Genomic DNA, 25,141 nt, shown 5'->3' with positions numbered 1-25,141 from the left:
GCGGCATTGCAAGTCACGGGCAGGCGGCCACACACAAGAAGGGGAGCGACCTCCCCCGGGGTGCCCGTAGGGCACGCCGGGAATGAAGCCGCTCCCTCATCAGGGCGACGCGCGCCCGGTGCGCGTCAGCCGTCGGTGCCGTCGACCCGCGCCGCTTCCTGCTGGGTGTAGATCAGCAGCGGCTCGCTCTCGCCGGCGATGACCGAGGCATCGATCACCACCTTGGAGACGCCCTCGAGGGACGGAATCTCGTACATGGTGTCGAGCAGCACCGACTCGAGGATCGAGCGCAGCCCGCGGGCACCGGTCTTGCGGGCCATGGCCTTGCCGGCCACCGCGCGCAGGGCGTCCTCGCGGAAGTCGAGCTCCACGCCCTCCATCTCGAACAGCCGGGCGTACTGCTTGATCAGCGAGTTCTTCGGCTCGGTGAGAATCTGGATCAGGGCGTCCTCGGTGAGCTCGGTGAGGGTCGCGATCACCGGCAGGCGACCGACGAACTCGGGGATCAGGCCGAACTTGACCAGGTCCTCAGGCTCGACGTCGAGCAGCAGGTCGCCGATGCCCTTGGACTCGTCCTTGCTCTTGACTTCGGCATTGAAGCCGATGCCGCTCGTCTCGGCACGATCGCGGATCACCTTGTCGAGGCCGGCGAAGGCGCCACCGACGATGAACAGGATGTTGCCGGTATCGACCTGCAGGAACTCCTGCTGGGGATGCTTGCGCCCGCCCTGGGGCGGCACCGAGGCGGTGGTGCCCTCGATCAGCTTGAGCAGCGCCTGCTGCACGCCCTCCCCCGAGACATCGCGGGTGATGGAGGGGTTGTCCGACTTGCGCGAGATCTTGTCGATCTCGTCGATGTAGACGATGCCGCGCTGGGCCTTGTCCACGTCGTAGTCGCACTTCTGCAGCAGCTTCTGGATGATGTTCTCGACATCCTCGCCGACGTAGCCCGCCTCGGTGAGGGTCGTGGCGTCGGCGATGGTGAAGGGCACGTTGAGCAGGCGTGCCAGGGTCTCGGCGAGCAGGGTCTTGCCGCTGCCGGTGGGACCGATCAGCAGGATATTGGACTTGCCGAGCTCGACATCGTCTTCCTTGCCGCCGAAGCGCAGGCGCTTGTAGTGGTTGTAGACCGCCACCGACAGCACCATCTTGGCGCGGTCCTGGCCGATCACATAGTCGTCGAGGGTGTGGCGGATCTCGCGGGGAGCGGGCAGCCGCTCCTCGTCGGTCTCGGCATCGGCATCGAGCACCTCCTCGCGAATGATGTCGTTGCAGAGGTCGACACACTCATCGCAGATATAGACGGATGGGCCGGCAATCAGCTTGCGCACCTCGTTCTGATTCTTGCCGCAGAACGAGCAGTAGAGCAGCTTGCCGCCTTCGTCCTTGCCTTTGCCGTCGGCCATTCGCGTACCTCTTTCTTGGTGGCGCCCCGTACAGTATGGCTCACGGGACGCCGGGTTCACCACGGTGGCCGGAGCCACCGGGAAACGTCTCAGTGCATGAAGGGCACTCGGGTGTTTTTCACGCTATCAGGATGTCGGACGCTGTTCCAGCACCGCATCGATCAGGCCGTACTCGGCGGCCTGCGGGCCATTCATGAAGTTGTCGCGATCGGTATCCTTGGCGATGGTCTCGATCGCCTGGCCCGTGTGGTGCGCCAGGATCTGATTGAGCCGGTCGCGGATGCCGAGGATCTCGCGGGTGTGGATCTCGATGTCCGAGGCCTGACCCTGGTAGCCGCCCAGCGGCTGGTGGATCATCATCCGCGAGTTGGGCAGGCAGTAGCGCTTGCCCGCGGCGCCGCCGGCCAGCAGCAGCGCGCCCATGCTCGCCGCCTGGCCGATGCACACGGTGGAGACGTCGGGCTTGATGAACTGCATGGTGTCGTAGATCGACATGCCGGCGGTCACGCCACCACCCGGGGAGTTGATGTACAGGTGGATGTCCTTGTCCGGGTTCTCGGACTCCAGGAACAGCATCTGCGCCACCAGCAGGTTGGCCATGTAATCTTCCACCGGCCCGATCAGGAAGATCACGCGCTCCTTGAGCAGGCGGGAGTAGATGTCGTAGGCCCGCTCGCCGCGCGCGCTCTGCTCGACCACCATGGGCACCAGGCCGCCGGCGGATTGGGGTTCGAACGGGTTGCTCATCTGGTGATGTCCTTGGATCCGATGAATGGATGCGGCGGATGCGACCCCCGCCCGGCCGCGGGCCGGACGGGATGGCGCGAAACGAGGATCAGGCCTTGGCGTCGCCTTCGGCCTCTTCAGCCTCTTCAGCTTCCTCGGCCGCCTCGCCCTGCTGCTGGGCCGCGGCGAGCGCCTCCTGATAGCCCATTTCCACGTCCTTGACGGTGGCCTGCGCGAGCAGCGCGTCGACGGCCTTCTCCTCGAGGAGCGCGGACTGGACCTGGGTCTTCAGCTGATCGTTGCCCATGTAGTGCGCGACGACCTGCTCGGGGTCCTGGTACTGTTGGGCCAGCTCCTCGACCTTGGCCTTGATCTCGTCGTCGGTGGCCTCGAGCGCGTTGCTCTTGATCACCTCGGCCAGCAGCAGGCCGACCTGGACGCGGCTCTTTGCCTGCTCGCTGAACAGCTCGTCGGGCAGCTGGGAGACATCGAAGTCCTCGCCGAGACCGAACTGCTGGGCCGCCTGGCGCTTGAGACCGTCGGTCTCCTGCTTCACCAGCGCCTGGGGCACCGGGATGTCGTTGGCCTTCTTGAGGGCCTCGAGCACCTGCTGCTTGACGCGGTTGTCGACGGCCTGGCCCGCCTCACGGGTCATGTTCTGCTTGACCTCGCTGCGGAACTTCTCCAGATCACCGTCCTCGACGCCGAAGTTGGCGATGAAGTCGGCATCGACCTCGGGCAGGGCCTGGGCCTTCACGGCGTGAACCTTGACCTTGAAGGTCGCGTCCTGGCCGGCCAGCTGCTCGGCCTGGTAGTCCTCGGGGAAGGTGACCTTGAGCTCCTTCTCCTCACCGGCCTTGGCACCGATCAGCTGCTCCTCGAAGCCGGGGATGAAGCTGCCGGAGCCGATCACCAGCTCGTGGCCCTCGGCGCTGCCGCCCTCGAAGGGCTCGTCGCCCAGGAAGCCCTGGAAGTCGATCTTGACCTGGTCGCCATCCTCGGCGGCGCGCTCGACCTCTTCCCAGGCAGCGTTCTGCTTGCGCAGGGTGTCGATCATCTCGTCGACGTCGGCCTCGGTCACCTCGACCACCGGGCGCTCGACCTCGGTGCCCTCGATGGAGGAGAGCTCGATCTCGGGGTAGATCTCGAGGGTGGCGGTGAACTCCAGGTCCTTGCCGGTCTCGTTGGTGGTGGCCTCGATCTGCGGGTAGCCCGCCGGGTTGAGCTCGTGCTCGGAAATGGCGCGCACATAGCGCTCACGCATCACCTCGCCGACCACCTCGTCACGCACGCCGGCGCCATAGCGCTGGCGGATCACCGACATCGGCACCTTGCCCTTGCGGAACCCGTCCAGACGCACGTTCTTGGCGGCATCCTTGAGACGAGCGGCAACGGCCTCGTCGACCTCGGCGGCCGGCACCTGAACCGTGATGCGGCGTTCAATCTGGGAGGTCGTATCGACGGAAACTTGCATGAAATGTCCTCTACCGACTGGTGCGTTCTTAAAGCGTGAAACGTTCAAAGGGCTGATTCTAAGAATCCCGCCCGTGACTGGCAAGCGCCGTGCCTGATCAGATGGGGGCCCGACGACGCATTACAAGGGGCGTCATGGAGATTTTCTGCTCCGGCCACGACGGCACGCGAAACGGTGCGCTACGCGCCACGGGTTACCACGACGGGCGAGCACGGGCTTGCGCGCGGTACTAGCCATGGCAAATAAAAATGAAGGGAGCGCTGCGAAAGGACGGGGTCACGCTGAGGGAGGCAATGGGGTGGATGATGGGGATCGAACCCACGACCACCGGAGCCACAATCCGGGGCTCTACCACTGAGCTACATCCACCACTGCCTGGGGAAACATGTCGAGATGGGGTGGATGATGGGGATCGAACCCACGACCACCGGAGCCACAATCCGGGGCTCTACCACTGAGCTACATCCACCACTACGACACAGGTCTTGCTACTTGCTTCAAGCTCTTGCGGACTTCGGATGCGAGCTTCGGACCGCTGCCGACACTCCCATGCATCACATGGCGCGCCCAGCAGGACTCGAACCTGCAACCTACGGCTTAGAAGGCCGTTGCTCTATCCGGTTGAGCTATGGGCGCATGATACGTCTCCGGGCGCCTGACCGCAACCCCTGATAAGAAAATAAAACTTCCCAATCAACAGGTTGTGGTCGGGGTGGAGGGATTCGAACCCCCGACATCCTGCTCCCAAAGCAGGCGCGCTACCAGACTGCGCTACACCCCGCCGGCTCTTGCACGGCCTCGACGTCGCCGCAGGGGCCTCGTCAAGCGCTGCGTATTCTACGTAACTTTACTGCGGGGTCAAGCGCCAACCGCCCCACCGGGGCCTCGCGCTTTGCCTGCGGGTCCCGGCATGCGAAAATCCCCTCCTCTTATCCATCACCTTATCCATCACCCGACCACCAGAGGGAAGCTCGATGACCGCCCAACTGATCGATGGCAAGTCCATTGCCGCCCGAGTCCGCCAGCAGGTCGCCCGCCAGGTCCAGGCGCGCCGCGAGGCCGGCGGGCGCATCCCGGGGCTTGCCGTGGTCCTGGTGGGCGAGGACCCCGCCTCCGCCGTCTACGTGCGCAACAAGCACCGCGCCTGCGAGGAGGCCGGCATCCTCTCGTTCAAGCACCAGCTGCCGGCCGATACCAGCCAGCAGGCCCTCGAGCAGCTGGTCGACCAGCTCAATGACGACCCGCGCATCGACGGCATCCTGGTCCAGCTCCCGCTGCCCGAGCACCTGGACGCCCGCCCGATCCTCGAGCGCATCCTGCCGAACAAGGACGTCGACGGCTTCCATCCCTACAACCTAGGCCGCCTGGCGCAGCGCCTGCCGCTGCTGCGCCCCTGCACGCCCAAGGGCGTGATGACCTTACTCCAGCAGAGCGAGCTCTCGGTGCGCGGACTGGATGCCACCGTGGTCGGCGCCTCCAACATCGTCGGACGCCCCATGTCGCTGGAGCTGATGCTGGCCGGCTGCACCACCACGGTCTGCCACCGCTTCACCCAGAACCTCGAGGAGCACGTGCGCCGCGCCGACCTGTTGGTGGTGGCCGTCGGCAAGCCGGGCCTGGTCAAGGGCGAGTGGATCAAGCCCGGCGCCATCGTCATCGACGTGGGCATCAATCGCCAGGAGGACGGGCGCCTGATCGGCGACATCGACTTCGAGGCCGCCGCCGAGCGCGCCAGCTGGATCACCCCGGTGCCCGGCGGCGTGGGCCCGATGACCGTGGCCACCCTGCTGGAGAACACCCTGCAGGCTGCCGACCTCCACGACGCCGAAGGGTAAGCGGCCAGCAGGACGGGGAGCACCGTCATTGTGGGAGCGGTGCTTGCACCGCGAAGAGCGGAGCCACCCCATCGCCGTGCAAGCACGGCTCCCACAACACCTCCGGTAGCTGGCAGCGAAAGCGGAAACACCACATCGCGGCGCAAGCCGAGGCGCCTAACAACGCCCCCACCGGGGCCGCATGCAGCCTGCCGCGAACTCCGTTAAAATTCGGCATCTTTTTTCTCCGATTCGCGAGATCGTCAGATGAGCGACAAGCAGATGAACGTCGAGAGCTTCAATCTCGACCACACCAAGGTGAAGGCGCCCTATATCCGCCTGGCCGACATCAAGACCGGCGACCGCGACGAGTGGAAGGAGATCTTCGCATGAAGCGCATCGGCATCATCGGCGCCATGGCCCAGGAGGTCGCACAGCTCGCCGCCCAGCTCGAGGAGCGCCGCACCCGCCACCACGTCGGCTGCACCTTCCACCTCGGCCGGCTGCACGGCGTAGAGGTGGTGATCCTGCAGTCCGGCATCGGCAAGGTGAACGCCGCCGTCGGCACCACCCTGCTGCTGGACGTCTACCAGCCCGAGGCGATCATCAACACCGGCTCCGCCGGCGGCTTCGGCGAAGGGCTCGAGATCGGCGACGTGGTGATCTCCAGCGAGGTGCGCCACCACGACGTGGACGCCGTGGTGTTCGGCTACGAGCACGGCCAGGTGCCGAACATGCCCGCCGCCTACCTGCCGGACGAGCGGCTCGTCAAGGTGGCTCGGGAGTGCGTCGAGTCGCTGGGCGAAGTCAACGTGGTCGAGGGGCTGATCGCCACCGGGGACGTCTTCATGGCCTGCCCGGAGCTCGTCGCCACCACGCGCTCGCGCTTCCCCACCATGCTGGCCGCCGAGATGGAGGCCGCGGCGATCGCCCAGACCTGCCACCTCTACGGCTGTCCCTTCGTGGTGATTCGCGCCCTCTCCGACATCGCCGGCGGCGGCGACAACCACCTCTCCTTCGAGGAGTTCCTGGAGAAGGCCGCCGACCACTCGACCCGCATGGTCACGGCCATGGTCGACCGTCTGGGCCAGCCCTGCCCCCAGGCCGAGCCGGTCGAGGGCTGAGCCATGCCTCGCACGGCGGCAGGCGGGTGGCGAGGTCTCGCCCTGGGCCTGCCGCTGCTGCTGGCGGGCTGCGCTACCCACCTCACCACCAGCGACGCGCCCGCCATCGCCCCGCCGGAGTCCCGCCCCGACGTCGACTTCCGGCGCCTCGCGCCTCGCCCCTACACGCCCCCCGACTGGCCCGAGTCTCTCGAGGCGCGAGTACTGCTGCCCGACACGCCGTCCGGGGCGCTGCGCCCCGCCGCCCTGCTGGTGCACGGCGGCGGCTGGCAGCGGCGCGGCCCCGACGACATGACCGACATCGCCGAGCGGCTCGCCCGCCGCGGCTATGTCACGGTCAACGTCGCCTACCGCTTCGCCCCCGAATACCGCTTCCCCGCCCAGCTGGAGGACCTCGAGCAGGCCGTGGCCTGGATCCACGAGCGGGCCGAGGCCTGGCGCATCGATCCCGCATGCCTCGCCGGCGTCGGCTACTCCAGCGGCGCGCACCTGGTCAGCCTGCTGGCCCTGACCGGCGAGCCGGATCGCCTGGCCGCCGTGGTGGCCGGCGGCCTGCCGAGCGATCTCATGAAGTTCGACGACGGGCGCCTGGTGGTCGAATTCATCGGCGGCACCCGCGCCGAGCAGCCAGAGGCCTATCGACAGGCCTCACCGATCACCCACGTCGACGCCGACGCCCCGCCCCACTTCCTCTTCCACGGCCGCTGGGACACCCTGGTGCCGGTGGATCACGCCACCGACTTCCATGCGGCCCTCGAGGCGCACGGCGTGGAGAGCGAGCTCTACCTGCAGCACTACCGCGGCCACTTTACCAGCTTCCTGCTGCGCGACGGCGCCATCGAGGCCGGGCTCGCCTTCCTGGAGCGCCAGCTGGGCGACAACTGAACGCCCTCCTCGCCACTCCCAACAGCGGTTCCAACGACAAGCGACCGCCCCAAGGGGCGGCCGCCGGTCTGTCTCCCGTCGGGCGCTTGCCCTCAGTCGACGAGCTTCCAGGTGAGCGTCTCGCCGGCGGCGAGGGGCACGATGGTCCGCCCGCCGGCATAGGGCAGCGTCTCGGGCATCTGCCAGGCATCCCGCGTCAGAGTCACGGTCTCGGCGTTGCGCGCCAGGCCGTAGAAGTCGGGGCCATGATGGCTGGCGAAGCCTTCCAGGCGGTCCAGGGCGCCGGCCTGCTCGAAGGCGGTGGCATAGAGCTCCAGGGCCGCCGGGGCGCTGTAGACGCCGGCGCAGCCGCAGGCGCTCTCCTTGTCACCCTGGGCGTGGGGGGCGCTGTCGGTGCCCAGGAAGAACCTGGGGCTGCCCGAGGTCGCGGCCTCCAGCAGCGCCTGGCGATGGCGCTCGCGCTTGAGGATCGGCAGGCAGTAGTAGTGCGGACGAATGCCGCCCACCAGCATGTGGTTGCGGTTGAACAGCAGGTGGTGGACGGTGATGGTGGCGGCCACGTTGACCGGCGCGCCGGAGACGAAGGCCGCCGCCTCGGCGGTGGTGATGTGCTCGAACACCACCTTGAGGGTCGGATGGCGCTCGAGCAGCGGCTTCATGACCCGCTCGATGAACACCGCCTCGCGATCGAAGATGTCGATGTCGGCATCGGTGACCTCGCCATGCACCAGCAGCGGCATGCCCAGCCTCGCCATGGCGGCGATGGCCGCGTCACAGTGGGCGAGATCGGTCACGCCCGAGGCGGAGTTGGTGGTCGCCCCGGCCGGATAGAGCTTCACGCCATGCACCAGGCCGCTGGCGTGGGCCCGCTCGATCTCCTCGGCCGGGGTGTTGTCGGTCAGGTAGAGGGTCATCAGCGGCTCGAAGCTCGCCCCGGCGGGCAGGGCCGCCAGGATCCGCTCCCGGTAGGCCAGCGCCTGCTCGGTGGTGGTCACCGGCGGCTTGAGGTTGGGCATGATGATCGCACGGCCCATCTGGCGCGCAGTGGCGGCCACCACGGCCGAGAGCACGTCGTCATCTCGCAGGTGAAGGTGCCAGTCGTCCGGGCGGGTCAGGGTAATCGAATTCACGGCAGGTCCTGTGGCGAATGTCGGTATCGAGGGCGCCTGTCGCGCACGGCGGCAGGGGGCAGCAGGGAGAGCGGTCACGCCTCTGCCATGCGCGCGGCGTCGCGCGGCAAGACACGCGAAGGCCAGTATATCGCAACCGCCGCCCGTTCCCGAGGCCAAGGCCGCATCGGGTCTGCTACCATGCGCCTTTCGATCAGCGACCGCTGGATCAGGATGACCGCATGGGGCCCGTTCGACGGCGCCCGCCGCCAGGCCTCGCATGCCGACGGTGACCTGCGACCGACGGCCATCTCGTCTCCGCAAGCGGCGCCGAATGCCGTATCATGGCGCCAGCCCGAGAGGCCGCTACACTCCTGCATGAGGACAGCATGCCCAAAGTAAGACACTACGCCGACATCGTCGCCATCCTGGCCGGTCTCATGTGGCTGGTGCTCTACTGGTCGGTCAGCATCTCGGCCTACCTGGGCAGCATCGAGCCGTCGCTGGCCGCGCTGCTGATCGTGGGCAGCCTGATCCTGATCAGCTTCGTGCATCGCCCGATCCGCGTGCTGCTGGGGCGCTACCACGTGCGCAAGCGGCGCACGGAGATGTGGATGCACATCCTCGCCCTGCCCCTCACCCTGGCCTTCCTGCTGGCCATCGTCATCGATCACCTGATCACGCCGATGAACGGCGAGCAGAAGATGCTGCTGTTCAACGCATTGGCCACGGCGGGCTGGCTGGTGTTCGTCGTCACCCTGCTGGTCAAGCTGCTGATCCACCTGATCCAGCAGAAGCGCAAGACCAAGTGCTGATGCCCTGAAGGCCCTCGGGGAGCTACCGGGTGCCTCGACGATAGCGCTGTGGTAGGCATGGGACCGTCGCGGGAAGCACGGGACCATTGTGGGAGGCACGGGGCCATTGTGGGAGCGGTGCTTGCACCGCGATGGCGCCGTCAGGCGCCCAGCCAACCCCACCGCCGCTTCGCGACGGATCGCGACGCAAGCGTCGCTCCTACATAGATGGCGCCGTCAGGCGCCCGGCCAACTCCACCGCCGCTTCGCGACGGATCGCGACGCAAGCGTCGCTCCTACATAGATGGCGCCGTCAGGCACCCGGCCAACCCCACCGCCGCTTCGCGACGGATCGCGACGCAAGCGTCGCTCCTACATAGATGGCACCGTCAGGCGCCCGGCCAACTCCACCGCCGCTTCGCGACGGATCGCGACGCAAGCGTCGCTCCTACAGGGATGGCGCCGTCAGGCACCCGGCCAACCCCACCGCCGCTGCGCGACGGATCGCGACGCAAGCGCCGCACCTCATAGATGGCGCTGTCAGGCGCCCGGTCAACCCCACCGCCGCTGCGCGACGGCTCGCGGTGCGAGCATCAGAACCGATCGACCCGGAACGGCGCCATGTCGATCTCCGGGGTCTCGCCATCCATCATCTGGCCGAGCAGCCGCCCGGTCGCCGGCCCCAGGGTAAAGCCCTGGTGGCCGTGGCCGAGGGCCAGCCAGAGCCCTGGCTGCCCAGGCGCCGGGCCGATCACCGGCTTCATGTCGGACGTGCAGGGGCGCGCGCCCTTCCAGGGCTCGGCCTCCACGCGCTCGCCCAGCGGCACCAGCCCCCGGGCGGCCTGTTCCGCCGCGTCCAGCTGCGCCAGGTGCGGTGGCGCATCGAGCCGCTCCAGCTCTGCCCCGGTGGTCAACCGGACACCCGCCTGCATCGGCGCCAGCACATAGCCGACCTCGGCATCCATGACCCAGTGGCGAAGCGTCGCCCCCCCCGCGTCGGCGTAGTGCATGTGGTAGCCGCGCTTGACGAACAGCGGGATCTCGATCCCCAGCCTGCCCAGCCAGTCGCGCGACCAGGGGCCCATCGCCATCACCAGCTCATCGGCGTCGAGCGCCCCCTGGTCGGTCGCGAGGCGCCAGCCGCTGCCGTGGCGTTCGATACCCGTCACCTCGGCTTGCAGTATGTGCCCCCCCTCTGCTTCGACGCTTTCGGCATAGGCCTGGACTAGGGCGCCAGGGTCGGCGACCGTCCAGGGATCCTGCCAGTGGATGGCCCCGGCGAGGCCCTCGGCCAGGCAAGGCTCAAAGGCGGCCAGTTCGGCGGCGTCGAGTACGCGATGGCGGATGCCGAAGCGCTGCTCGTCTTCGCGCGCGGCGGCGGCGCGCGCCTCCAGGCCGGCCGCGGTGCGATAGACCTCCAGCCAGCCTTCTCGACGCACCAGGCGCTCGGCACCGGCGGCCTCGATCATCGGGACGTGGGCCTCCAGCGACAGCCCGATCAGCGAGGCGTACTCCGGGACGATCTGCTGGTAGCGGGCCTTGGCGGAGTTGTGCCAGTAGCGCAGCAGCGGCCCAGCCGCTTGCAGCATGCCGCCGGGGCGATAGCGGATGTCCACCTGGCGATTGGGCAGCACGCGCAACAGGGTGGCGAGATCGCGCGGGAAAGCGTAGGGGCGCACCGCCTCGCGCTGGATGATGCCGGCGTTGCCGAACGAGGTCTCGCGTCCCGGCGCCCGCCGATCGACCAGGGTCACCGAACGCCCTCGCCGGGCGAGGTGCCAGGCCACCGACACCCCGACCATTCCGGCTCCCACCACCGCTATCTCACGCGCCATCGCTCGACTCCTTGTCTGCTCTCAGGGGACTCTTCCTACAGGGGCGAGCTCTCAGGGGCCATCACGTTGGGGGCCGCCATCCGCGGTCTGCCCATAAAAGATTGTCCCATAAGGGTTTCCCGATGTAGAGCTCTCCCTACAGCATGCCCCTTCCATGAGATGAGGGAAAGCGACGATGGGGCGATCAGCGCGAGCCCTCCTCCTGAACCCTGAGCTTGGCGTGAATGTAGTCGGCGTGGCCGACATGCAGCAGATCGCTCAGGCGGCGGATGCGATGCTCCTCCAGGTGGTGCCGCTCCCCATCGGCCAGCGACAACGACCACATCATGCGCACCAGCTCGCAGCGCTGCCCGTAATCGCAGTGCTCCTTGACCAGGCTGACGAAGCGGTAGTGGTCCACGGCGGATTCGGCCTCCCGGCGCGCGAGGTGCAGCAGCTCCTCGAGCTCGGCGTCTTCCAGCGCGAAGCGCCGCTGCAGCAGCTCACGCAGCAGGTCGACCTCGCTGTCATCGAGACGGTAGTCGGCCAGCACTACCTCGAAGAGCAGGGCCGCCGTGGCCAGCTCCAGCGAGATCGCCGGCTCACCGGGACGATCGCCGGCCGTCATCATGTCGTTGAAGAAGCGCTGTATTGAATCGAGCATGCCGGACTCCAGTGGAAACGTTGGCGGATCGCCTTGCGTCGGTCCACCTCACTGTCACGGGGACCCGGCGGCTCGTCCACGAGGACATGGTGCGAATCGAGCTCATGCCCCCACGGCAGCAGACAGGAAATGTCGATCGAATGACCTATCGAAGAGACGATGGAGATTCGCTCCCCAGTCGTGATTCACCTCGAGGATCACCGCGCCAGAGTCCACGCAGGCGAGGTCCCAGCCGAGCGATGAGGCGAAAGGAAACAGGCGGTGTGCCCGGGTCGCCACCTCGGCCATCCGTTGCAGGTGAGGCACTTCGAAACCTTCGATGCTGGTACCGGTATCCGGATGATACTGGATGGCGGCGAAGGGCTTCTTCCTGAAACCGGGCGATACCACCCGGCCGGACTCGACATCGAGGTTGGCCACCAGGCCGCCCGACGTCCAGTTATCGACCAGGGAACCCTTACAACCGATACGCAGGACGGCACAATACGGAACCGGTTCACCCTGAGCACGCGATACGGTGACGATCCTGACCGTATTGATCGACCCGGGATACAGGGCACTCATCGCCGGGTGCTGCGTCAGAGGTCTTTGCAACAGGTAGGGACCGGTGGAGGTCAGGTAATCGGATATCCTCGGGTCGTCCACGCTGCGGATCAGCGCGCACCGCCTTCCTCCAGTCCCCATCACGGGCTTGACGAACAGGCCTCCCCCTCCTGCCCGCAAGCGATCCGCGAATGCCACAGCCTGCCCATCCAGTCGCCGCACCTGACCCGCTTCGATGATCCCCAGGTCTTCACAGACGGGCAGGCCGGAATAGGCGAGCAACGAGTTCACGTACAGCTTGTTGCGAAACACCAGGGTGGCGTCATAGGTCTTCCCCTTCACCAGCACCCTCCTGCAGTCGCTCACGCGGAGGCGGTACATCCTGACATAGTCATACACGCCGGACGGTGTGAAGGCCGGGAGGAGCCCCATCTGTTTCTTTTCCAACCATCTTCGATATGTGGATAGCAACACGAAAATTCTCCCGAAAGAAACCATGGCGCCTGGTAGCTCGCTGCCAGACCACCCGGAAGTCGACCGGCCTGATGACACACCCGTTCCCACGCACAGCCGGGGGGGGGGGCACTTCAGGTCACTTCAGATGCCAGTCTCGTATCTCGCTCGTTCAGGCACGCGACGACTCGGCTGCAGACTTCGGTATCGTAGAGCGCCGCATGCCGATCGACAAAGGCCTTCAGCCTGTCCGCATGGAGGCCTGACTGGAGCTCGGCCCAGGCCACCGGCAACTGTGTCCAGCGGGTAATCACAGGGCCAGGCGCGTCCTCGGTGTAATCTCCGTAGATGCCCACGTCTTGATCCAGGTAGGTCTCGAGATCCGGCGCCATCAGCACGATCGGTCGCTCCAGGCAGGCGTAGTCATACATCACGCTCGAATAGTCGGTGATCAGCATGTCGACGGCCGGCAGCAGTGCGTTGACATCCGGGAACTGGGTCACCGGAACCTCTCGGATGCAGCGCCCCTCCCGTATCAGTTCATCGAGGCCTCGCATGCACAAGGAGGCGTGCCCGCGTATCAAGAGAAGCAGACGCTCTCGCTCCAGCCAGGACCGCAATGCCGCCAGCGCGCCGCCCTGAGCCAGATCGAGCACGCCCTGCCCCTGCATCCGGACGGTCGGGGCGTACAGCAGGATACCGGCACAGGAGCGTGTCTCTATGCCATGCCGTGCAAGCAGTGCCCTGGCATCGGTGCGAAAGGCATCCCAGCGGGGATAGCCCAAGGCCATCACCCGTGCAGGGTCCAGGCCGTATGCCGAGGCCATCCGCTCCCGCCCCACGGCCGAGGCGACCAGCACACGATTGGCACGTCGCTTGCCGGGCAGCAGGCGCTTGAGGTAACGATCGAAACAGGCCGTCAGGTGGCCGATGCGTCGAGATCGTGCATCGCGCCCCATGCGCTTGAGCGGTGTCCCATGGGTCAGGTTGACAAGCTCTGCGCCCAGAGACGCATGGGAATTGACGTCTTCGGCCGAGTGGGTGACGAGCACCCGCCCGGCCCTCAGCGACAACAGGATCCCCTGCAGCGAGTAAGCCATGGCCGCTTCGCCGCCTTCCTGGCGCACCTGGCGCACCACTTCGGCATCATGGGTCAGCCACACGCCACGCAGGGCTGGCTCATGGTCCCGCACATGGCGGTAGAGGTGGCCGGTGTTGTCGGCATACTGCCTGCCGTGCCAGGCGCCGAAGACCCAGAGACGTGGGTCACGGGGCCATAACAGCGCCGGCAGGCACATGGGCAACCAGGCGACCTGGTGCATCAGACGCAACAGATAGGATCTCATGGGGCAACTCTCGGCAGGGCTCGCATCGTCCGGGACCAGGCATGGCCCCACAGGGGGGAGGCCGCGGATACCAGGCGGCATCAGCCGAATATCGGCATATAGGCCTTCAGGTAGGAGGATTCCAGGAACTCCCGTATCGCGGCCTTCCTCCCGAAGTTCTTGACCATGGGCAACTGCATGACGGCCGGATCCAACCGCTCGATGATCATCCGCTGAAGCTCGTCGGTCGAGCGATACACTTCCGGCACGGACAGCATCATGTCGAGCAGTGTCCTGTTATTGAAGATGACCGTGGGACTGCAGTAGTAGTCCGAGTCCTGCAGGACCTGTGACTGCCAGGTTCCGACACGCACTTCCCAGTAGTAGAAGTCCAGCCAGTCGTACCCGCACCGCTCGACCCGCTCGAACTCGGTGCGACGGAACCAGTCATCGAACGCCCCGGCTATCAGGCGATGCCAGGACGCCATGAAGGGCACCCGCTTGTAGAGCGGCACCATGGCATGTGCCGTCATCGGAAGATGGCGTATATGAAATTTTCTCCTCATGAAGTTTCTGGCGATCTCGGAAATGCAGGAACGTATCTCGAACCCCTTGAAGGTCCCGAAGTGATGGGTCCTGAAGAGCACGGTATCGGCGTTCGGCGCACGGGTCTTCCCCTGAAGCCGACGATACCGTTGCCGAAAGGCATCATCGGGGGACGGACGTAACAGTTCGATATCCTCGAAGTTCAGGGATAGCCGGTCAGCGAGGGCGCGCGTACAGACCGCGTCACGCTCCCTCTTGTGATCGCCCGAGAACGTGAAGAAGCGGATCGCCTCCCGATTCCCCACCGTCGCCGCGAGACTGACGCGACTGTCGACGCCGCCACTCAGCGCGCAGGTCATGGGCCGCCGGTAGCGGACCAGGCAGTCAAAGGACGCACCCAGGGCTGACGCCACGGCATCGACGACCTCCTCAACGGGTCGCTCGACCCTCTCGCGTGTCGGATAGAAACGCTGAAGGGCCAGACCGCCGGCGTCATGATGAAGGCTGATGTTGGGGGTCAGCAGCCTGACACCCTCGACTTCCGTCAGGTCGGCGGGGCAATGCCGGATGCCCATGCGGTAGAACCGCGACCCGAGAAGCCGCGTTACCGTGGCATCTCCTGGCAGGGACAGCCGGGTCCTGATGAGCTCGGCATGGGAGCTGAGCACCAACTGCCTGTCATCCAGGGCGTAGGCGATCGGCAGGGAGGCGCAGGCATCCGGCACGACGCGCAGCCCCTTTCCCTCCTCGCTCACCAGCAGCACGAAACGCCCGCTGAGCTCGCCGGCGGCCGTGAAGAAGGCATCGAGCCCCCGCGCCCAACTGGCCGCCAGGTCCTTCAGGGCCTCTCTTCCCAGGTGTCCATTGAACGGATTGTAGAGGTGCCCGAGGGCGATCATGCTCGCCTCGCCCCCGGGCACCGGCACCACGTCACAGTCGTCGAGCGTGTGCCAGATCTGGACACCGGGAAGGGAAAGGACATGCTCGAACCGTTCGTCAGGGCCCTGTCCAGAGGGCTGGTCCGCGCCCCCTGCCACGATCAGGTAGGCATTCCTCGGAAGGTCGCTGCTCACGGGCCGATAGGCGGGTTCACTGCCATTCATCGATCGATTCCTCGAGGGGAAGGAAGGGTTTGAACACGCTCTTCACCCGAAGTCCTTGCGCAACTGCTCCAGGACATCGAAGGCATGCAGGACATCCTCGCGGGATACGCTGCAGAAACGGTTCAACGAGCGCTTCAGCTCGGTGGTCGACACCCCCTCGGTGCGCGGCAGGTAGACCACCCGGCAATGCGGAGCGAGAAAGTCGAAGTGCCCCTGCCAATCGTCACCGATGGCAAAGGTGCTCACCCCATAGCGCTTCACGTCGTCGAGTTTCTGCTCCCAGCTCGTCTCGGGAATGACCTCGTCGACGAAGCGGATCGATCGCACGATCTCGGCACGCTGCTCGAACGGAATCAAGGTCCGTTTTCCCTTACCGGCATTGAACTCATCCGAGGACACGGCCACGATCAGTCGGTCGCCCAGCGCCGCGATGCGGCGCAGCAGGTTCAGGTGACCGATATGAAACATGTCGAAGGTGCCATAGGTAATCACTGGTCGACTCATCATCGCTCCTCCTTTCCCGCCTGCGAGGCGACTCGCCGCGTAGGGGGATGCATGTGGGTAAAGAAGGTATCGGGCAACATCAGTGAGATCAGATGGTAGAAGGCACGCAGGCTCATACCGTCCCACCTCAGGGCACCAAGATCCGCCGTCACGGACCGGCCCTGGCGCTTCTTCTCCACGGCCCAGGAGAGCACCTTGCGGTTAACCGCGGCATGCAGTTGGCGCCTCTCGTTCCAGCGAAGCCGCCCGGCGTATTCCACCGGCAGGCCGGCCGCCGGATGGATAGCCCGCAGGTTGTCAGGGTTTCGCGTGACGCCGCTGTACTGAAGCTGCCACAGGCTGGTCACCGCGGGGTCATAATGGATGGCATCGAGTTCGCACAGCGCCTTCAGCCAGAAGTAGACGTCCCCTCCCCGCCGGTAACAACCGGCGGGAAATCCTCCCAACCTCAGGAAGCGATCACGACGCAGGCACGCCCCGTTCATGTGGATGAAATCACAGCGCGCGAACGCACTAAGGGCGTCACGGCGCGACATGACCCCCTCGAAGCGCAGCCCCACCCGTGGCAGCCGCTTGTCCCCCTCGAGCTTCTGGTATCCGTTCACGAACAGGTCTATCCCGGGGTTAGCCTTGATGGCGTGGGCAAATCGTGAAAGATGATCGAACACGACGAGGTCATCGGCATCGAAGAACACCAGCCACTCGCCTCTGGCATGCTCGGCCCCGTAGTTGCGAGCGGCATATCCCCCAGGGCCCGGTTCATGACGCTGCAGTAACCGCAGCCCCCCCCGGCTCTCGGCATCACGCAGGATCTCGAGCGAGCCATCGGTAGAGCCGTCGTCGACGGCGATGATCTCGAAGAGGCGGCACGTCTGCCCGTAGAGGCACGCCAGGGAAGAGGTCAGTGTCGCCGCCTTGTTGTAGACGGGCATGACAAGGGAAAACAGCGGCATGACCGTGTCTCCTGACTCGGAAGCGAAGGACGAGGCACCAAGGCATGACTCGCGACATGAAGGCAGATGAGGAGGATGCCATCTCGTAAGCACCAGCCCCCCGCTGGGCCCCATGGTGTGGGCCACCCCGGGTCAGGCGACACCGTTGCCACCGCCTGTCATGCGAGTGGGGACCCCTTAGGCCTGGACGCCTGAAGGAGCGCCGAGGACCCTTCGGATCATGGCTCGCGGAAGGGCCTCACCGCCGCGATAGATCACATAGGCGAGCAATTCGACACTTCGCAACCCCAGGATGGTTGACACCAGGAACCCGACATCCATGGCGATACCGTTTCGCGTGGCATGAAAGATGTATTTCTTCATGAAATGCACCGCACGGGAGCGGATGAACGGTTTGACCTCAGGAGCCACCGGGTCTCGATGAAGCTGGAGAAGCGAGCGGATGGTCTCGCGGTATCCCAGAAGGTGTCGGGCACTCTTGGTCAGCATCATCGTGGAGCCGTGTCGCACTCGGCGCGAGAAATAGCAGTCGTCGGCGACGAGGTAAGAAGCGGCGGAGAGGATCAAAGGATAGAGGATATGCTCGTCCTCATGGTAATGCTCGATAAACGCCAGCGGGGTCTCCACCCACAGGCTGCGCCTCGAAAGATACAGGCAAGGGCTGCACGAGATCCGCTTGACCGCATCGAAGGCCCGAAGCAGATCCAGTGGAGCATGAAAGGCGCCACTGAACCCCCTTCGGTAGTCCACCACCGCATGTGGTACGGCCACATGGTCACGGAAGCTATCTCCGGAGAAGAAGACGATATCCGGGAAGGCGCTCTTCTCGACGATATCCTTCATCGCTCCCACAAACTCCGGCGACAGGATGTCATCGGCATCAAAAAAGTAAACGTAGTCACCACGTGACAAGGAGATCCCCATGTTGCGCGCGGGCCCCTGTCCTCGATTTTCGGTCGACAGGATCCTGACAGGGTATGGATGGGGAAACGCCTTGATCACATCCAATGTTTCATCGAGACTCCCGTCGTCGATGATGATCACCTCATCCGGGAGGACGGTCTGTCCGGCCAGGGATTGCAGGGACTCCCGAACATAGGCGGCGACGTTATACGCAGGAACGATCACACTGATGGTAGGGCTTTTCATGGTGTGCCTCTCGTGATCACTCGGATAGGCCGAAGACATGTACTGGCAGTCACTTGCTCTCCACTGAACACCAGCTTCCATCCAGCTTGCCCCTGCCAGATCAAGCGCTGAAAACACCCAGGAGCGTTACCTTTGCCCATCGCCCAACCCATTTCGGATCCGCATGACATATCTTCTGCTAGGATATGGCTTCGAGTAATACAGATATTTCCGCCCCATCCCCCAAATCAGGAAGGAGGACAGGCGGTCTCGCCAATCCAGCGGCGCCACCAATGCATCGTCGATCTCGATATCGATACAGCTGCCGTCCAAGAGGCCAAGGGCGTCTTTCAACCGGCAGTCAGCCAGGATCTCCACGATGGTGAATGGAGTGCCCTTCCACCGGTAGATCCATACCTGTCGGCACCCGATTCTGGCTCTCCAGATGAAACGCTTTCCATGGTCGAATATCGCTGAGTATCGCGACTCCAGTTTCAATGGCTTGTCCAGCACCACGTTCATCGAGCCAGGAAATAGGTCCTGGCCACTAATAGTGGATAACTCATCCATGGCAAGGGAAACATGGCGTTGTGCCATCTCTCTACCGGAAACGACAACACCAGAGAATATCGCCATCTCCCCCTCCCTCTACACCGATGCATTGAATCCCATAACACCGGGCATTCACTTCATGGAAAAACGTTGCCACGACCTACCAATAGAAACATACTTCTTTACACGCTTCTTGACAGACCTCACCAAAGAAGACCGTTTACGATTATTATAGGACACTCTGGAGATGATCTTTATCACCTCCTTGTTTGCCTTCACCCCAAAGTCAATCGGCCGTTCATAACAATAACTATTCGACACCATATAACCTTTCAGCAGGTTTCCGATCGTATCATCATCATTCACATCGACACTTTCAAACCAATCAAACCCCATGCGATCCGCAAGACACTTGAGAAGATCCTCGTAACTCTTGTCGACAGATTCCTTATGGACCTTGCAGTGATAAAGGAGTGTAAAGAAGTAATCATCGAGTCGAGGCACGTACTTGCCGTCGTGAAAGACCTTCCGCTTGAGCACGTCCTTCTCCCACGAAGCACTGTAATATCCATCGCCAACGAATCGGATGTCTACCGGTATTCTTTGGCCCGCCACATCGACGTGACCCTTGTAGGTCCGATCGTTGTTCTGGTGCACGTTAGCCGCTGATGCGAGCCACTGAATATCCCCGCACAGGAAGTCGACATCACCCTCACCGGCGTGCAGGGGCAGGTCGTCGTACTTCCTCAGCACGAGATAGTCGCTGCAGACATTCAACACCGAAAAAAGCTGCTTCCAACTCTCCCAACCGTTGGCGCCTTCCAGGTCCCGATGGAGCTCCACCGTCTCGGGAGATCTCCGAGAGAGTGCCTGGTTGAGAAGAGGCTTCCCCAGCACCAGCACGGCCTGAAAATAGAACTCGGATATATTGTTACTGGAATGCACCTGATAGGGTTCATCGAACCACGATCGGAAACGGTATTTTTCACGCACTACATTACGATTAGTCGGCTCAATATGGCCCGATACGCTTTTCCACCACGTGTAGGAAGGCGCCGCATCCTCCACGATGATAAAACGGAAGGGAGGCTTGCCGATCTTCTTGTCATATCCCTTCCCTGCCGATTCTCCTGGACGCAAGTAGAGGCGACGGACATTTCTTCTGTAGTGCTGATCACTCCAGTAAATCAGGAAGTCGGCCACGATGGTGAATCGCTCGCCGAGCTCAGCGACGATATCGTCCTCACGACCTCTTCCCCCTTCCCAGATGGCGAAACAGGCGTACTCCTCCCCGACATCGGGTCGCAGCCGAATAGAGGACTCCTCATCATCGGACGCCCTGCCCACCTCCTGAAGCTGATAGTCAATCGGCTGCCGAACAAGGACGTCATGCTCGAAAGAAACATTCATCGCCAGAACCTCTTCAAATATTGGCAGGCTTCACCATCCGGTGCGCATCGTATTCACGTTGGCATGACGCTCGAAATGGGAGGCGACTCGTTGCTCGACGCCCTTCTTAGGTGGGTGCCGAACCGTTCATCGAATACCCTGACGGCCTCATCCAGCGAGAACAGTCCTCGCCTGACATTCGGCCAGGACTCGGCCTCTTCGAGCCGGATCACCACGTGGCGTCTATCGAACATGACAGGAATCGATGTCAACCCGATTGCCAGACAGACCGCCACTCGATGCCATCCACGCCTTGGCTGCACCATCTGAACGTTCCCCGCACAGAAGAGAGTGCCAACGACATGGCCATGTCGCTCGTCTATCCCGTGGCGCTTGATGGAATCGTAGGTCCTCGTGAGTCGGCCCAGCTCCATATCGATCAGGCGTTCCGAGACCGGACCAAACCCTTTCCAGCCATCCGACTCCTGCCAGTCAAGACCATTTCTAATGGCCTCATCGCGCATGAGGTGGAGCCGAAAATCCATCTTGACCTGTGGCAACATGTCCTCCCACGGATACACATAGGAGAGTGGAGGTCCCAGGTGCCACTCCTGGCGAGCCGGCAACTTCAGGTACTGAGCGACATTGACGGGCTGCAGGTAGCGGAAATACTCCTGAAGAAGGGTTCGGGCCGCCTCCTCGCCCCGGTTCTCGTACGCTCTTAACGCCGTGATCCAGGCCAGCATCATGCGTGTCGGGACGATCATGTCGACCGGAACATCCACGACAAACCGATCCGACGTGCATGCATACAACGCCTCCATCGGGGTGTAAGGGAACTCGGCACTCCTGAGATCCGCCACGGCGGACACAGGACGGCGTCTGAGCTCATAACCGGATATCCCGATCATCCTGCCAAGGCATTGCTTCAGCATGGGAATCTCCCGAGGTCGGAAAGGGGCAGGTGACGCCGCCGAAATCTATCGGGCCTCGATGGGGCCGCTTGTCTACAGGTTGGCCATCATCTGGAAGGTGGTGTTGCGACTCGCCAGTTCCTCATAGGTACCCGAATCGGTCACCCTGCCCGCCTCGAGCATGTAGATGATGTCACAGTCCTTCACGGTGGTGAGTCGGTGGGCCACCAGCACGATGGTTCGATCTCCTGCCAACCGGTGGATATCGTTCATGACACGCCGCTCGGTGATGCCATCCAGAGCGCTGGTGGCCTCGTCCAGGACCAGCACGCTGGCCTGCTGGTAGAGCGCCCGAGCGATACCGATCCGCTGACGTTGACCGCCCGAGAGGCGAACGCCGCGCTCACCGATACGCGTTTCGATGCCTTCGGGCAACTTTTCCACCAGGTCCTCGAGCTGCGCCAGGCGAAGCGCTTCCCGCACGCGCCCCTCATCGATCTGTTCTCGTGAAAGCCCGAAACCGACGTTCTCGAGAATGCTCGCATCGGCGAGGAAGATCTGCTGAGGGACGAAGCCGACGCTCGCCTGCCACCGCCTCAGGTTATCGGGGGTCAGCGGCTCACCATCGATGATTACGTTTCCCTGCTGCGCCTCGACCAGCCCGAGCAGCAGGTCCACGGCGGTACTCTTGCCGCTACCGGACGCGCCGACCAGCCCTATCACCGAGTTGGCCGGGATGACCAGCGACAGGCCGTTCAGGGCAGCTTCCTTCTTGCCGGGATAATCGAAAGCCACCTTGTCCAGCACGATGGCGTGTTGGGGCACCAGGGGGGCGAGCTCACCCTCCCGGGTGCCCGGGACAGGCAGATTGTCACGACTGGCCAGGAGATCACCTCGGAGGCTTTCGTAAGCCGCCAGATTGCCACGTATCCGAGAGACACAGGCATAGATCTTCTGGAAGGCCGGCAGCAACTTGAAGCCCGCCAGGGCATAGATCGACAGGGCCGGCAGGATCGCCCCCAGGTTTCCCTGGTAGTGATTGAGCAAATGAAGCACCAGCAGGATCACGGCACCGAAAGCCACGAGTTCGATGGCATAACGCGGTGCATCGCTCAGCCCCTGGTTGACGCCCTGCCCTCGGGCCACGCGGTGACTGGCAGTGTCGAATCGCGAGGTGAAGTTTCCCTGGCGGTGCATCAGCAGAAGATCCTTGATCCCACCGAAGCCCTCATTCATCAGCCTGAACTGACTCGCCTGGGCCCGGGAGACGCGACGCCCGTTGGCGACCAGAAAGCGACGCACCGTCTTGTAGAGCAGGAGGTAGGCGCTGCCAAACAGCACCACCCCCGTGAGCGCCACGGAAGGATCGTAGATGAAGAGCGCCATGACGATCACCGACACCGTGATCAGCCTGGCATTGAGCTGCATCAGGGGGTGCAGGATCCTCGTGGTGGTGCGCTGCACTTCCCTCGCTACCTTGTTCATCAGCCGGCTGGTGTTCACGCCGGCATGAAAGAGCCAGGGCTGGTGCAGGTAATGGCTATAGAGCCGGCTCGCGAGCTCCGCGCCGACCTGGGCACTATAGAGTGACAGCCGCCAGGTGGTGTAGATGGAGACGAGGGACGACACCAGCAGGACGACGAGCACCAGAACGCCCAGCAGGGTGAGAAAGGCCGTTGGAGTCTCGATCCCGCTGCGTTCGAAGACCATGGCGAGCATCCCGTCGCCCTCGAGTCGCCCCATGTCGCCGACGACCGCCATGAAGGGACCAATGGCGACGATGCTCGCCAACTCGGCGAAGGCCATGAGCACCACCAGCCCCTGGAGGAGCATCAGGCGTCGGCGCTGCTGGCGTGAGAGCAGCGAATAGAGCTCGCGCAGGTCCTTCAACATGTCATCATCCCGTGGAAACTATTCGTGAACAGCCGTCAGCAGGTCTACTTGGAGGCCTGCAACCCGAGTCGCGGTGCCAGCGGCGCCCCCGCTGACTCGCTTCCCACCGGCACCACCGTGCCGGCGATCCGGTCATGCCGAGCCTGCCAGGTCGGATCGACCAACCGGTCACCGGGGCGATAGTCGAGGGGAGCCTCGTGCAGGAGCTTGATGATGCGCAGGTGGCGAGAATGCGTCATGGCCTCGTAGAGCTCCTCCAGGAAGCTCTCCAGGGCCGACCACTCCCAGGACACCTCCCGCGAGGTCATGATGCGCGGGTGTCGCGTGGCAAGGACATCGGCGCCGATCAGCAGCTCTTCGTAGAGTTTCTCGCCCGGCCTCAGGCCGGTATAGACGATCTCGATATCACCGTCGGGATGGGCATCGTCCTTCACCTCCAGTCCGGAGAGTCGAATCATGCTGGCCGCCAGGTCGGCAATGCGGACCGGCTCGCCCATGTCCAGCACGAACACCTCGCCCCCGCTGGCCATCGCGCCGGCCTGGAGCACCAGCTGGGCCGCCTCGGGGATGGTCATGAAGTAGCGCGTTATCTCGGGATGCGTCACCTCGACTGGCCCACCGCGCTCGATCTGGCGCCGGAACAACGGCACCACGGAACCGCTGGACCCCAGGACATTGCCGAAACGCACCATGCAAAAGCGCGTCGGACAAGCCTCTCGGGCCGCCAGGGCCTGGCAGATCAGCTCGGTCAATCGCTTGGTGGCCCCCATCACATTGGTCGGCCGCACGGCCTTGTCGGTGGAGACCATCACGAAGGTCTCGACGCCCTGATCCACGGCGGCAAGCGCAAGCCCAAGGGTTCCGAAGACGTTATTGCGGATCCCCTCCACCAGATTGGCCTCCACGAGGGGCACATGCTTGTAGGCAGCGGCATGGTAGAGCGTCTGCACGCCGAAGCCGGCCATGATCTCGCGCATCCGGTCGCCGTGCTGTATGGAGACCAGCTGCGCCTCCACGCGGGTCTGGCGGGCATCGGATCGCACCTGGCCCTGCAGCTCCTGCTCGATGGCGTAGAGGGCATATTCGCCATTGTCGACCAGCACCAGCAGAGAGGGGCCGTGCTGCAGGATCTGGCGGCACAGTTCGGAACCGATGGATCCTCCGGCCCCCGTCACCATGACGACCTTGTCGCGTATGTCGGCGCCCGTCAGTTCTGCAAAGGCCGCCACCGGTTCCCTGCCCAGCAGGTCTTCCACCGCCACGTTACAGGTGTCGTTGACCCTGGCTCGCCCAGATACCAGGTCCTCCGAGCCCGGGATGGTCTGCACCGGGACCGACAGCCGGGCGAGTCGCTCGAGGATCTCCCGCCTGCGGCAGCGGGGCGCGCTGGGGATGGCCAGCAGCACCAGCTCGAGGTCCAGACGCTGCATCAAGGTTTCCAGCTGGTCCGGGTGATGCACCGGCAGTCCTTCCACCAGCGCCCCCTGCAGCCCACGCCAGTCATCGATAAACGCCCGGGGCCAATACCGCCCCCCATGCTGGAGCGCCCTCGCCAGCTCGCATCCTGCCACTCCGGCACCGTAGATCAGGACCGGCTGACGCTGGGGACAGCGGCTCAACTGATACAGTTCGCGAAGCAGCAGGCGCAGCCCCCCCACCGCAAACAACACCAGCAGGGCGAAGAGCGGCAGGACATGAAGCGACATCGGAGAGCCGATCAACAGGTCCAGCGCCAGCAGACTGACCACCGAGATCAGCAACCCCGTGACCAGGATCAGCGCCATGTGCTGATTCATGAAGCGCAGCACGATCCGGTAGACGCCCATGACCTCGAGAAGCAGGATCGTGGCCAAGGCCATCACGGCCACCAGGAGGATGCCCTTCGCCTCCAGTAGCGCTTCTCGCTCGCCCACCAGCATCACGGCCAACAGCAGGCATCCGGCGACCAGCAGTCCATCTGCTACTCGCAACAGCCAACGCTTTACCCAGCGGGGCAGCATCACCAACGCCACTAGCCATCGCATGAGT

21 protein-coding genes, 4 tRNA genes and 1 pseudogene are annotated in these 25,141 nt (G+C 64.2%); 5 read left to right on the top strand and 21 right to left on the bottom strand.

The genetic code is table 11. The features are described 5' to 3' along the window. Positions 1–125 precede the first annotated feature (125 nt). The 7 genes from clpX to FIU83_RS07790 form a co-directional block, all read right to left on the bottom strand. Positions 126–1,406, bottom strand: a complete 1,281-nt coding sequence (clpX, locus tag FIU83_RS07820; protein ID WP_152483530.1) for an ATP-dependent Clp protease ATP-binding subunit ClpX — start codon at positions 1,404–1,406, stop codon at positions 126–128. 126 nt (positions 1,407–1,532) lie between these two features. Continuing rightward, positions 1,533–2,153: an ATP-dependent Clp endopeptidase proteolytic subunit ClpP gene (gene clpP / locus FIU83_RS07815; protein ID WP_152483529.1), complete on the bottom strand. Its 621-nt coding sequence runs from the start codon at positions 2,151–2,153 to the stop codon at positions 1,533–1,535. Positions 2,154–2,241: 88 nt separating this feature from the next. Continuing rightward, the gene (gene tig, locus FIU83_RS07810; protein WP_152483528.1) at positions 2,242–3,606 is read right to left on the bottom strand and encodes a trigger factor; all 1,365 of its coding nucleotides are present in this window, start codon (positions 3,604–3,606) and stop codon (positions 2,242–2,244) included. 294 nt (positions 3,607–3,900) lie between these two features. Continuing rightward, a tRNA-His gene (locus FIU83_RS07805) sits at positions 3,901–3,975 on the bottom strand. A gap of 25 nt (positions 3,976–4,000) precedes the next feature. Next, positions 4,001–4,075 (bottom strand) — tRNA-His (locus FIU83_RS07800). A 90-nt stretch (positions 4,076–4,165) separates the two neighbouring features. Next, a tRNA-Arg gene (locus tag FIU83_RS07795) sits at positions 4,166–4,242 on the bottom strand. 68 nt (positions 4,243–4,310) lie between these two features. Then, positions 4,311–4,387 (bottom strand) — tRNA-Pro (locus FIU83_RS07790). A 193-nt stretch (positions 4,388–4,580) separates the two neighbouring features. On the opposite strand from FIU83_RS07790, the gene folD reads away from it, so the two are divergent. The 4 genes and pseudogenes from folD to FIU83_RS07770 all read left to right on the top strand — a co-directional run bounded on the left by folD (position 4,581) and on the right by FIU83_RS07770 (position 7,429). Next, the gene (gene folD / locus FIU83_RS07785; protein ID WP_152483527.1) at positions 4,581–5,441 is read left to right on the top strand and encodes a bifunctional methylenetetrahydrofolate dehydrogenase/methenyltetrahydrofolate cyclohydrolase FolD; all 861 of its coding nucleotides are present in this window, start codon (positions 4,581–4,583) and stop codon (positions 5,439–5,441) included. Positions 5,442–5,687: 246 nt separating this feature from the next. Next, positions 5,688–5,774 (top strand): annotated as a pseudogene (locus tag FIU83_RS07780) (S-ribosylhomocysteine lyase); the annotation flags it as partial. 35 nt (positions 5,775–5,809) lie between these two features. Further along, entirely contained in the window at positions 5,810–6,544 is a 735-nt protein-coding gene (gene mtnN / locus FIU83_RS07775) for a 5'-methylthioadenosine/S-adenosylhomocysteine nucleosidase (protein ID WP_152483526.1), read from the top strand. 3 nt (positions 6,545–6,547) lie between these two features. Further along, on the top strand, positions 6,548–7,429 hold the full coding sequence (locus FIU83_RS07770; RefSeq protein ID WP_152483525.1) for an alpha/beta hydrolase: 882 nt from the start codon (positions 6,548–6,550) through the stop codon (positions 7,427–7,429). A gap of 92 nt (positions 7,430–7,521) precedes the next feature. Here the strand turns inward: FIU83_RS07770 and pyrC are convergent, their stop codons facing one another. Beyond that, positions 7,522–8,559 carry a dihydroorotase gene (gene pyrC, locus FIU83_RS07765; RefSeq protein WP_152483524.1) on the bottom strand — a complete coding sequence of 346 codons (1,038 nt, stop codon included), beginning with the start codon at positions 8,557–8,559 and terminating at the stop codon, positions 7,522–7,524. A gap of 368 nt (positions 8,560–8,927) precedes the next feature. Between pyrC and FIU83_RS07760 the strand changes: the two genes are divergently transcribed. After that, positions 8,928–9,353 (top strand): hypothetical protein, encoded by a 426-nt coding sequence (locus FIU83_RS07760; protein WP_152483523.1) that lies wholly within the window; start codon positions 8,928–8,930, stop codon positions 9,351–9,353. 572 nt (positions 9,354–9,925) lie between these two features. On the opposite strand, the gene FIU83_RS07755 is transcribed toward FIU83_RS07760, so the two are convergent. From FIU83_RS07755 to FIU83_RS07695, 13 genes are all read right to left on the bottom strand, one after another. Continuing rightward, on the bottom strand, positions 9,926–11,167 hold the full coding sequence (locus tag FIU83_RS07755) for an FAD-binding oxidoreductase (RefSeq protein WP_152483522.1): 1,242 nt from the start codon (positions 11,165–11,167) through the stop codon (positions 9,926–9,928). A 184-nt stretch (positions 11,168–11,351) separates the two neighbouring features. Continuing rightward, positions 11,352–11,810 carry a TerB family tellurite resistance protein gene (locus FIU83_RS07750; RefSeq protein ID WP_152483521.1) on the bottom strand — a complete coding sequence of 153 codons (459 nt, stop codon included), beginning with the start codon at positions 11,808–11,810 and terminating at the stop codon, positions 11,352–11,354. A 102-nt stretch (positions 11,811–11,912) separates the two neighbouring features. Beyond that, on the bottom strand, positions 11,913–12,695 hold the full coding sequence (locus FIU83_RS07745; protein ID WP_172976054.1) for a sugar-transfer associated ATP-grasp domain-containing protein: 783 nt from the start codon (positions 12,693–12,695) through the stop codon (positions 11,913–11,915). Positions 12,696–12,940: 245 nt separating this feature from the next. Beyond that, positions 12,941–14,152: a CDP-glycerol glycerophosphotransferase family protein gene (locus tag FIU83_RS07740; RefSeq protein ID WP_172976053.1), complete on the bottom strand. Its 1,212-nt coding sequence runs from the start codon at positions 14,150–14,152 to the stop codon at positions 12,941–12,943. 80 nt (positions 14,153–14,232) lie between these two features. Beyond that, positions 14,233–15,780 (bottom strand): hypothetical protein, encoded by a 1,548-nt coding sequence (locus FIU83_RS07735; RefSeq protein WP_152483518.1) that lies wholly within the window; start codon positions 15,778–15,780, stop codon positions 14,233–14,235. A gap of 42 nt (positions 15,781–15,822) precedes the next feature. Beyond that, positions 15,823–16,287 carry an adenylyltransferase/cytidyltransferase family protein gene (locus FIU83_RS07730; RefSeq protein ID WP_367642285.1) on the bottom strand — a complete coding sequence of 155 codons (465 nt, stop codon included), beginning with the start codon at positions 16,285–16,287 and terminating at the stop codon, positions 15,823–15,825. Beyond that, positions 16,284–17,237 (bottom strand): glycosyltransferase family A protein, encoded by a 954-nt coding sequence (locus tag FIU83_RS07725; RefSeq protein WP_172976052.1) that lies wholly within the window; start codon positions 17,235–17,237, stop codon positions 16,284–16,286. Before FIU83_RS07725 ends, FIU83_RS07730 begins: the two co-directional genes overlap by 4 nt. A gap of 177 nt (positions 17,238–17,414) precedes the next feature. Further along, on the bottom strand, positions 17,415–18,386 hold the full coding sequence (locus FIU83_RS07720; protein WP_172976051.1) for a glycosyltransferase family 2 protein: 972 nt from the start codon (positions 18,384–18,386) through the stop codon (positions 17,415–17,417). 126 nt (positions 18,387–18,512) lie between these two features. Further along, the gene (locus FIU83_RS07715) at positions 18,513–19,001 is read right to left on the bottom strand and encodes a hypothetical protein (protein WP_152483515.1); all 489 of its coding nucleotides are present in this window, start codon (positions 18,999–19,001) and stop codon (positions 18,513–18,515) included. Positions 19,002–19,049: 48 nt separating this feature from the next. After that, the gene (locus tag FIU83_RS07710) at positions 19,050–20,327 is read right to left on the bottom strand and encodes a hypothetical protein (protein ID WP_152483514.1); all 1,278 of its coding nucleotides are present in this window, start codon (positions 20,325–20,327) and stop codon (positions 19,050–19,052) included. A 53-nt stretch (positions 20,328–20,380) separates the two neighbouring features. Continuing rightward, positions 20,381–21,241: a hypothetical protein gene (locus FIU83_RS07705; RefSeq protein WP_152483513.1), complete on the bottom strand. Its 861-nt coding sequence runs from the start codon at positions 21,239–21,241 to the stop codon at positions 20,381–20,383. Between the two features lie 72 nt (positions 21,242–21,313). Further along, complete coding sequence (locus tag FIU83_RS07700; protein ID WP_152483512.1) at positions 21,314–23,113, bottom strand: ABC transporter ATP-binding protein; 1,800 nt, start codon at positions 23,111–23,113, stop codon at positions 21,314–21,316. A gap of 44 nt (positions 23,114–23,157) precedes the next feature. Then, positions 23,158–25,137, bottom strand: coding sequence for a nucleoside-diphosphate sugar epimerase/dehydratase (locus FIU83_RS07695; protein WP_152483511.1), 1,980 nt, complete (start codon positions 25,135–25,137; stop codon positions 23,158–23,160). Between the last annotated feature and the right edge of the window lie 4 nt (positions 25,138–25,141).

Origin of the sequence: Halomonas sp. THAF5a (genome assembly GCF_009363755.1) — a bacterium.
Taxonomy (GTDB): domain Bacteria; phylum Pseudomonadota; class Gammaproteobacteria; order Pseudomonadales; family Halomonadaceae; genus Halomonas.
Note: the sequence above shows the minus strand (reverse complement) of the source record. Positions and strands in the feature narration are given on the sequence as shown.

Excerpts from the sequence above, each read along its gene's own strand:
- FIU83_RS07760 (WP_152483523.1), top strand. The coding sequence starts at position 8,928 with ATGCCCAAAGTAAGACACTACGCCGACATCGTCGCCATCCTGGCCGGT.
- FIU83_RS07700 (WP_152483512.1), bottom strand. The coding sequence starts at position 23,113 with ATGTTGAAGGACCTGCGCGAGCTCTATTCGCTGCTCTCACGCCAGCAG.
- FIU83_RS07740 (WP_172976053.1), bottom strand. The coding sequence starts at position 14,152 with ATGAGATCCTATCTGTTGCGTCTGATGCACCAGGTCGCCTGGTTGCCC.
- FIU83_RS07770 (WP_152483525.1), top strand. The coding sequence starts at position 6,548 with ATGCCTCGCACGGCGGCAGGCGGGTGGCGAGGTCTCGCCCTGGGCCTG.
- clpX (WP_152483530.1), bottom strand. The coding sequence starts at position 1,406 with ATGGCCGACGGCAAAGGCAAGGACGAAGGCGGCAAGCTGCTCTACTGC.
- FIU83_RS07720 (WP_172976051.1), bottom strand. The coding sequence starts at position 18,386 with ATGAAAAGCCCTACCATCAGTGTGATCGTTCCTGCGTATAACGTCGCC.
- FIU83_RS07730 (WP_367642285.1), bottom strand. The coding sequence starts at position 16,287 with ATGATGAGTCGACCAGTGATTACCTATGGCACCTTCGACATGTTTCAT.
- clpP (WP_152483529.1), bottom strand. The coding sequence starts at position 2,153 with ATGAGCAACCCGTTCGAACCCCAATCCGCCGGCGGCCTGGTGCCCATG.
- tig (WP_152483528.1), bottom strand. The coding sequence starts at position 3,606 with ATGCAAGTTTCCGTCGATACGACCTCCCAGATTGAACGCCGCATCACG.
- FIU83_RS07755 (WP_152483522.1), bottom strand. The coding sequence starts at position 11,167 with ATGGCGCGTGAGATAGCGGTGGTGGGAGCCGGAATGGTCGGGGTGTCG.
- FIU83_RS07735 (WP_152483518.1), bottom strand. The coding sequence starts at position 15,780 with ATGAATGGCAGTGAACCCGCCTATCGGCCCGTGAGCAGCGACCTTCCG.
- FIU83_RS07695 (WP_152483511.1), bottom strand. The coding sequence starts at position 25,137 with ATGCGATGGCTAGTGGCGTTGGTGATGCTGCCCCGCTGGGTAAAGCGT.
- folD (WP_152483527.1), top strand. The coding sequence starts at position 4,581 with ATGACCGCCCAACTGATCGATGGCAAGTCCATTGCCGCCCGAGTCCGC.
- FIU83_RS07705 (WP_152483513.1), bottom strand. The coding sequence starts at position 21,241 with ATGCTGAAGCAATGCCTTGGCAGGATGATCGGGATATCCGGTTATGAG.
- mtnN (WP_152483526.1), top strand. The coding sequence starts at position 5,810 with ATGAAGCGCATCGGCATCATCGGCGCCATGGCCCAGGAGGTCGCACAG.
- FIU83_RS07725 (WP_172976052.1), bottom strand. The coding sequence starts at position 17,237 with ATGCCGCTGTTTTCCCTTGTCATGCCCGTCTACAACAAGGCGGCGACA.
- FIU83_RS07715 (WP_152483515.1), bottom strand. The coding sequence starts at position 19,001 with ATGGCGATATTCTCTGGTGTTGTCGTTTCCGGTAGAGAGATGGCACAA.
- FIU83_RS07750 (WP_152483521.1), bottom strand. The coding sequence starts at position 11,810 with ATGCTCGATTCAATACAGCGCTTCTTCAACGACATGATGACGGCCGGC.
- FIU83_RS07710 (WP_152483514.1), bottom strand. The coding sequence starts at position 20,327 with ATGAATGTTTCTTTCGAGCATGACGTCCTTGTTCGGCAGCCGATTGAC.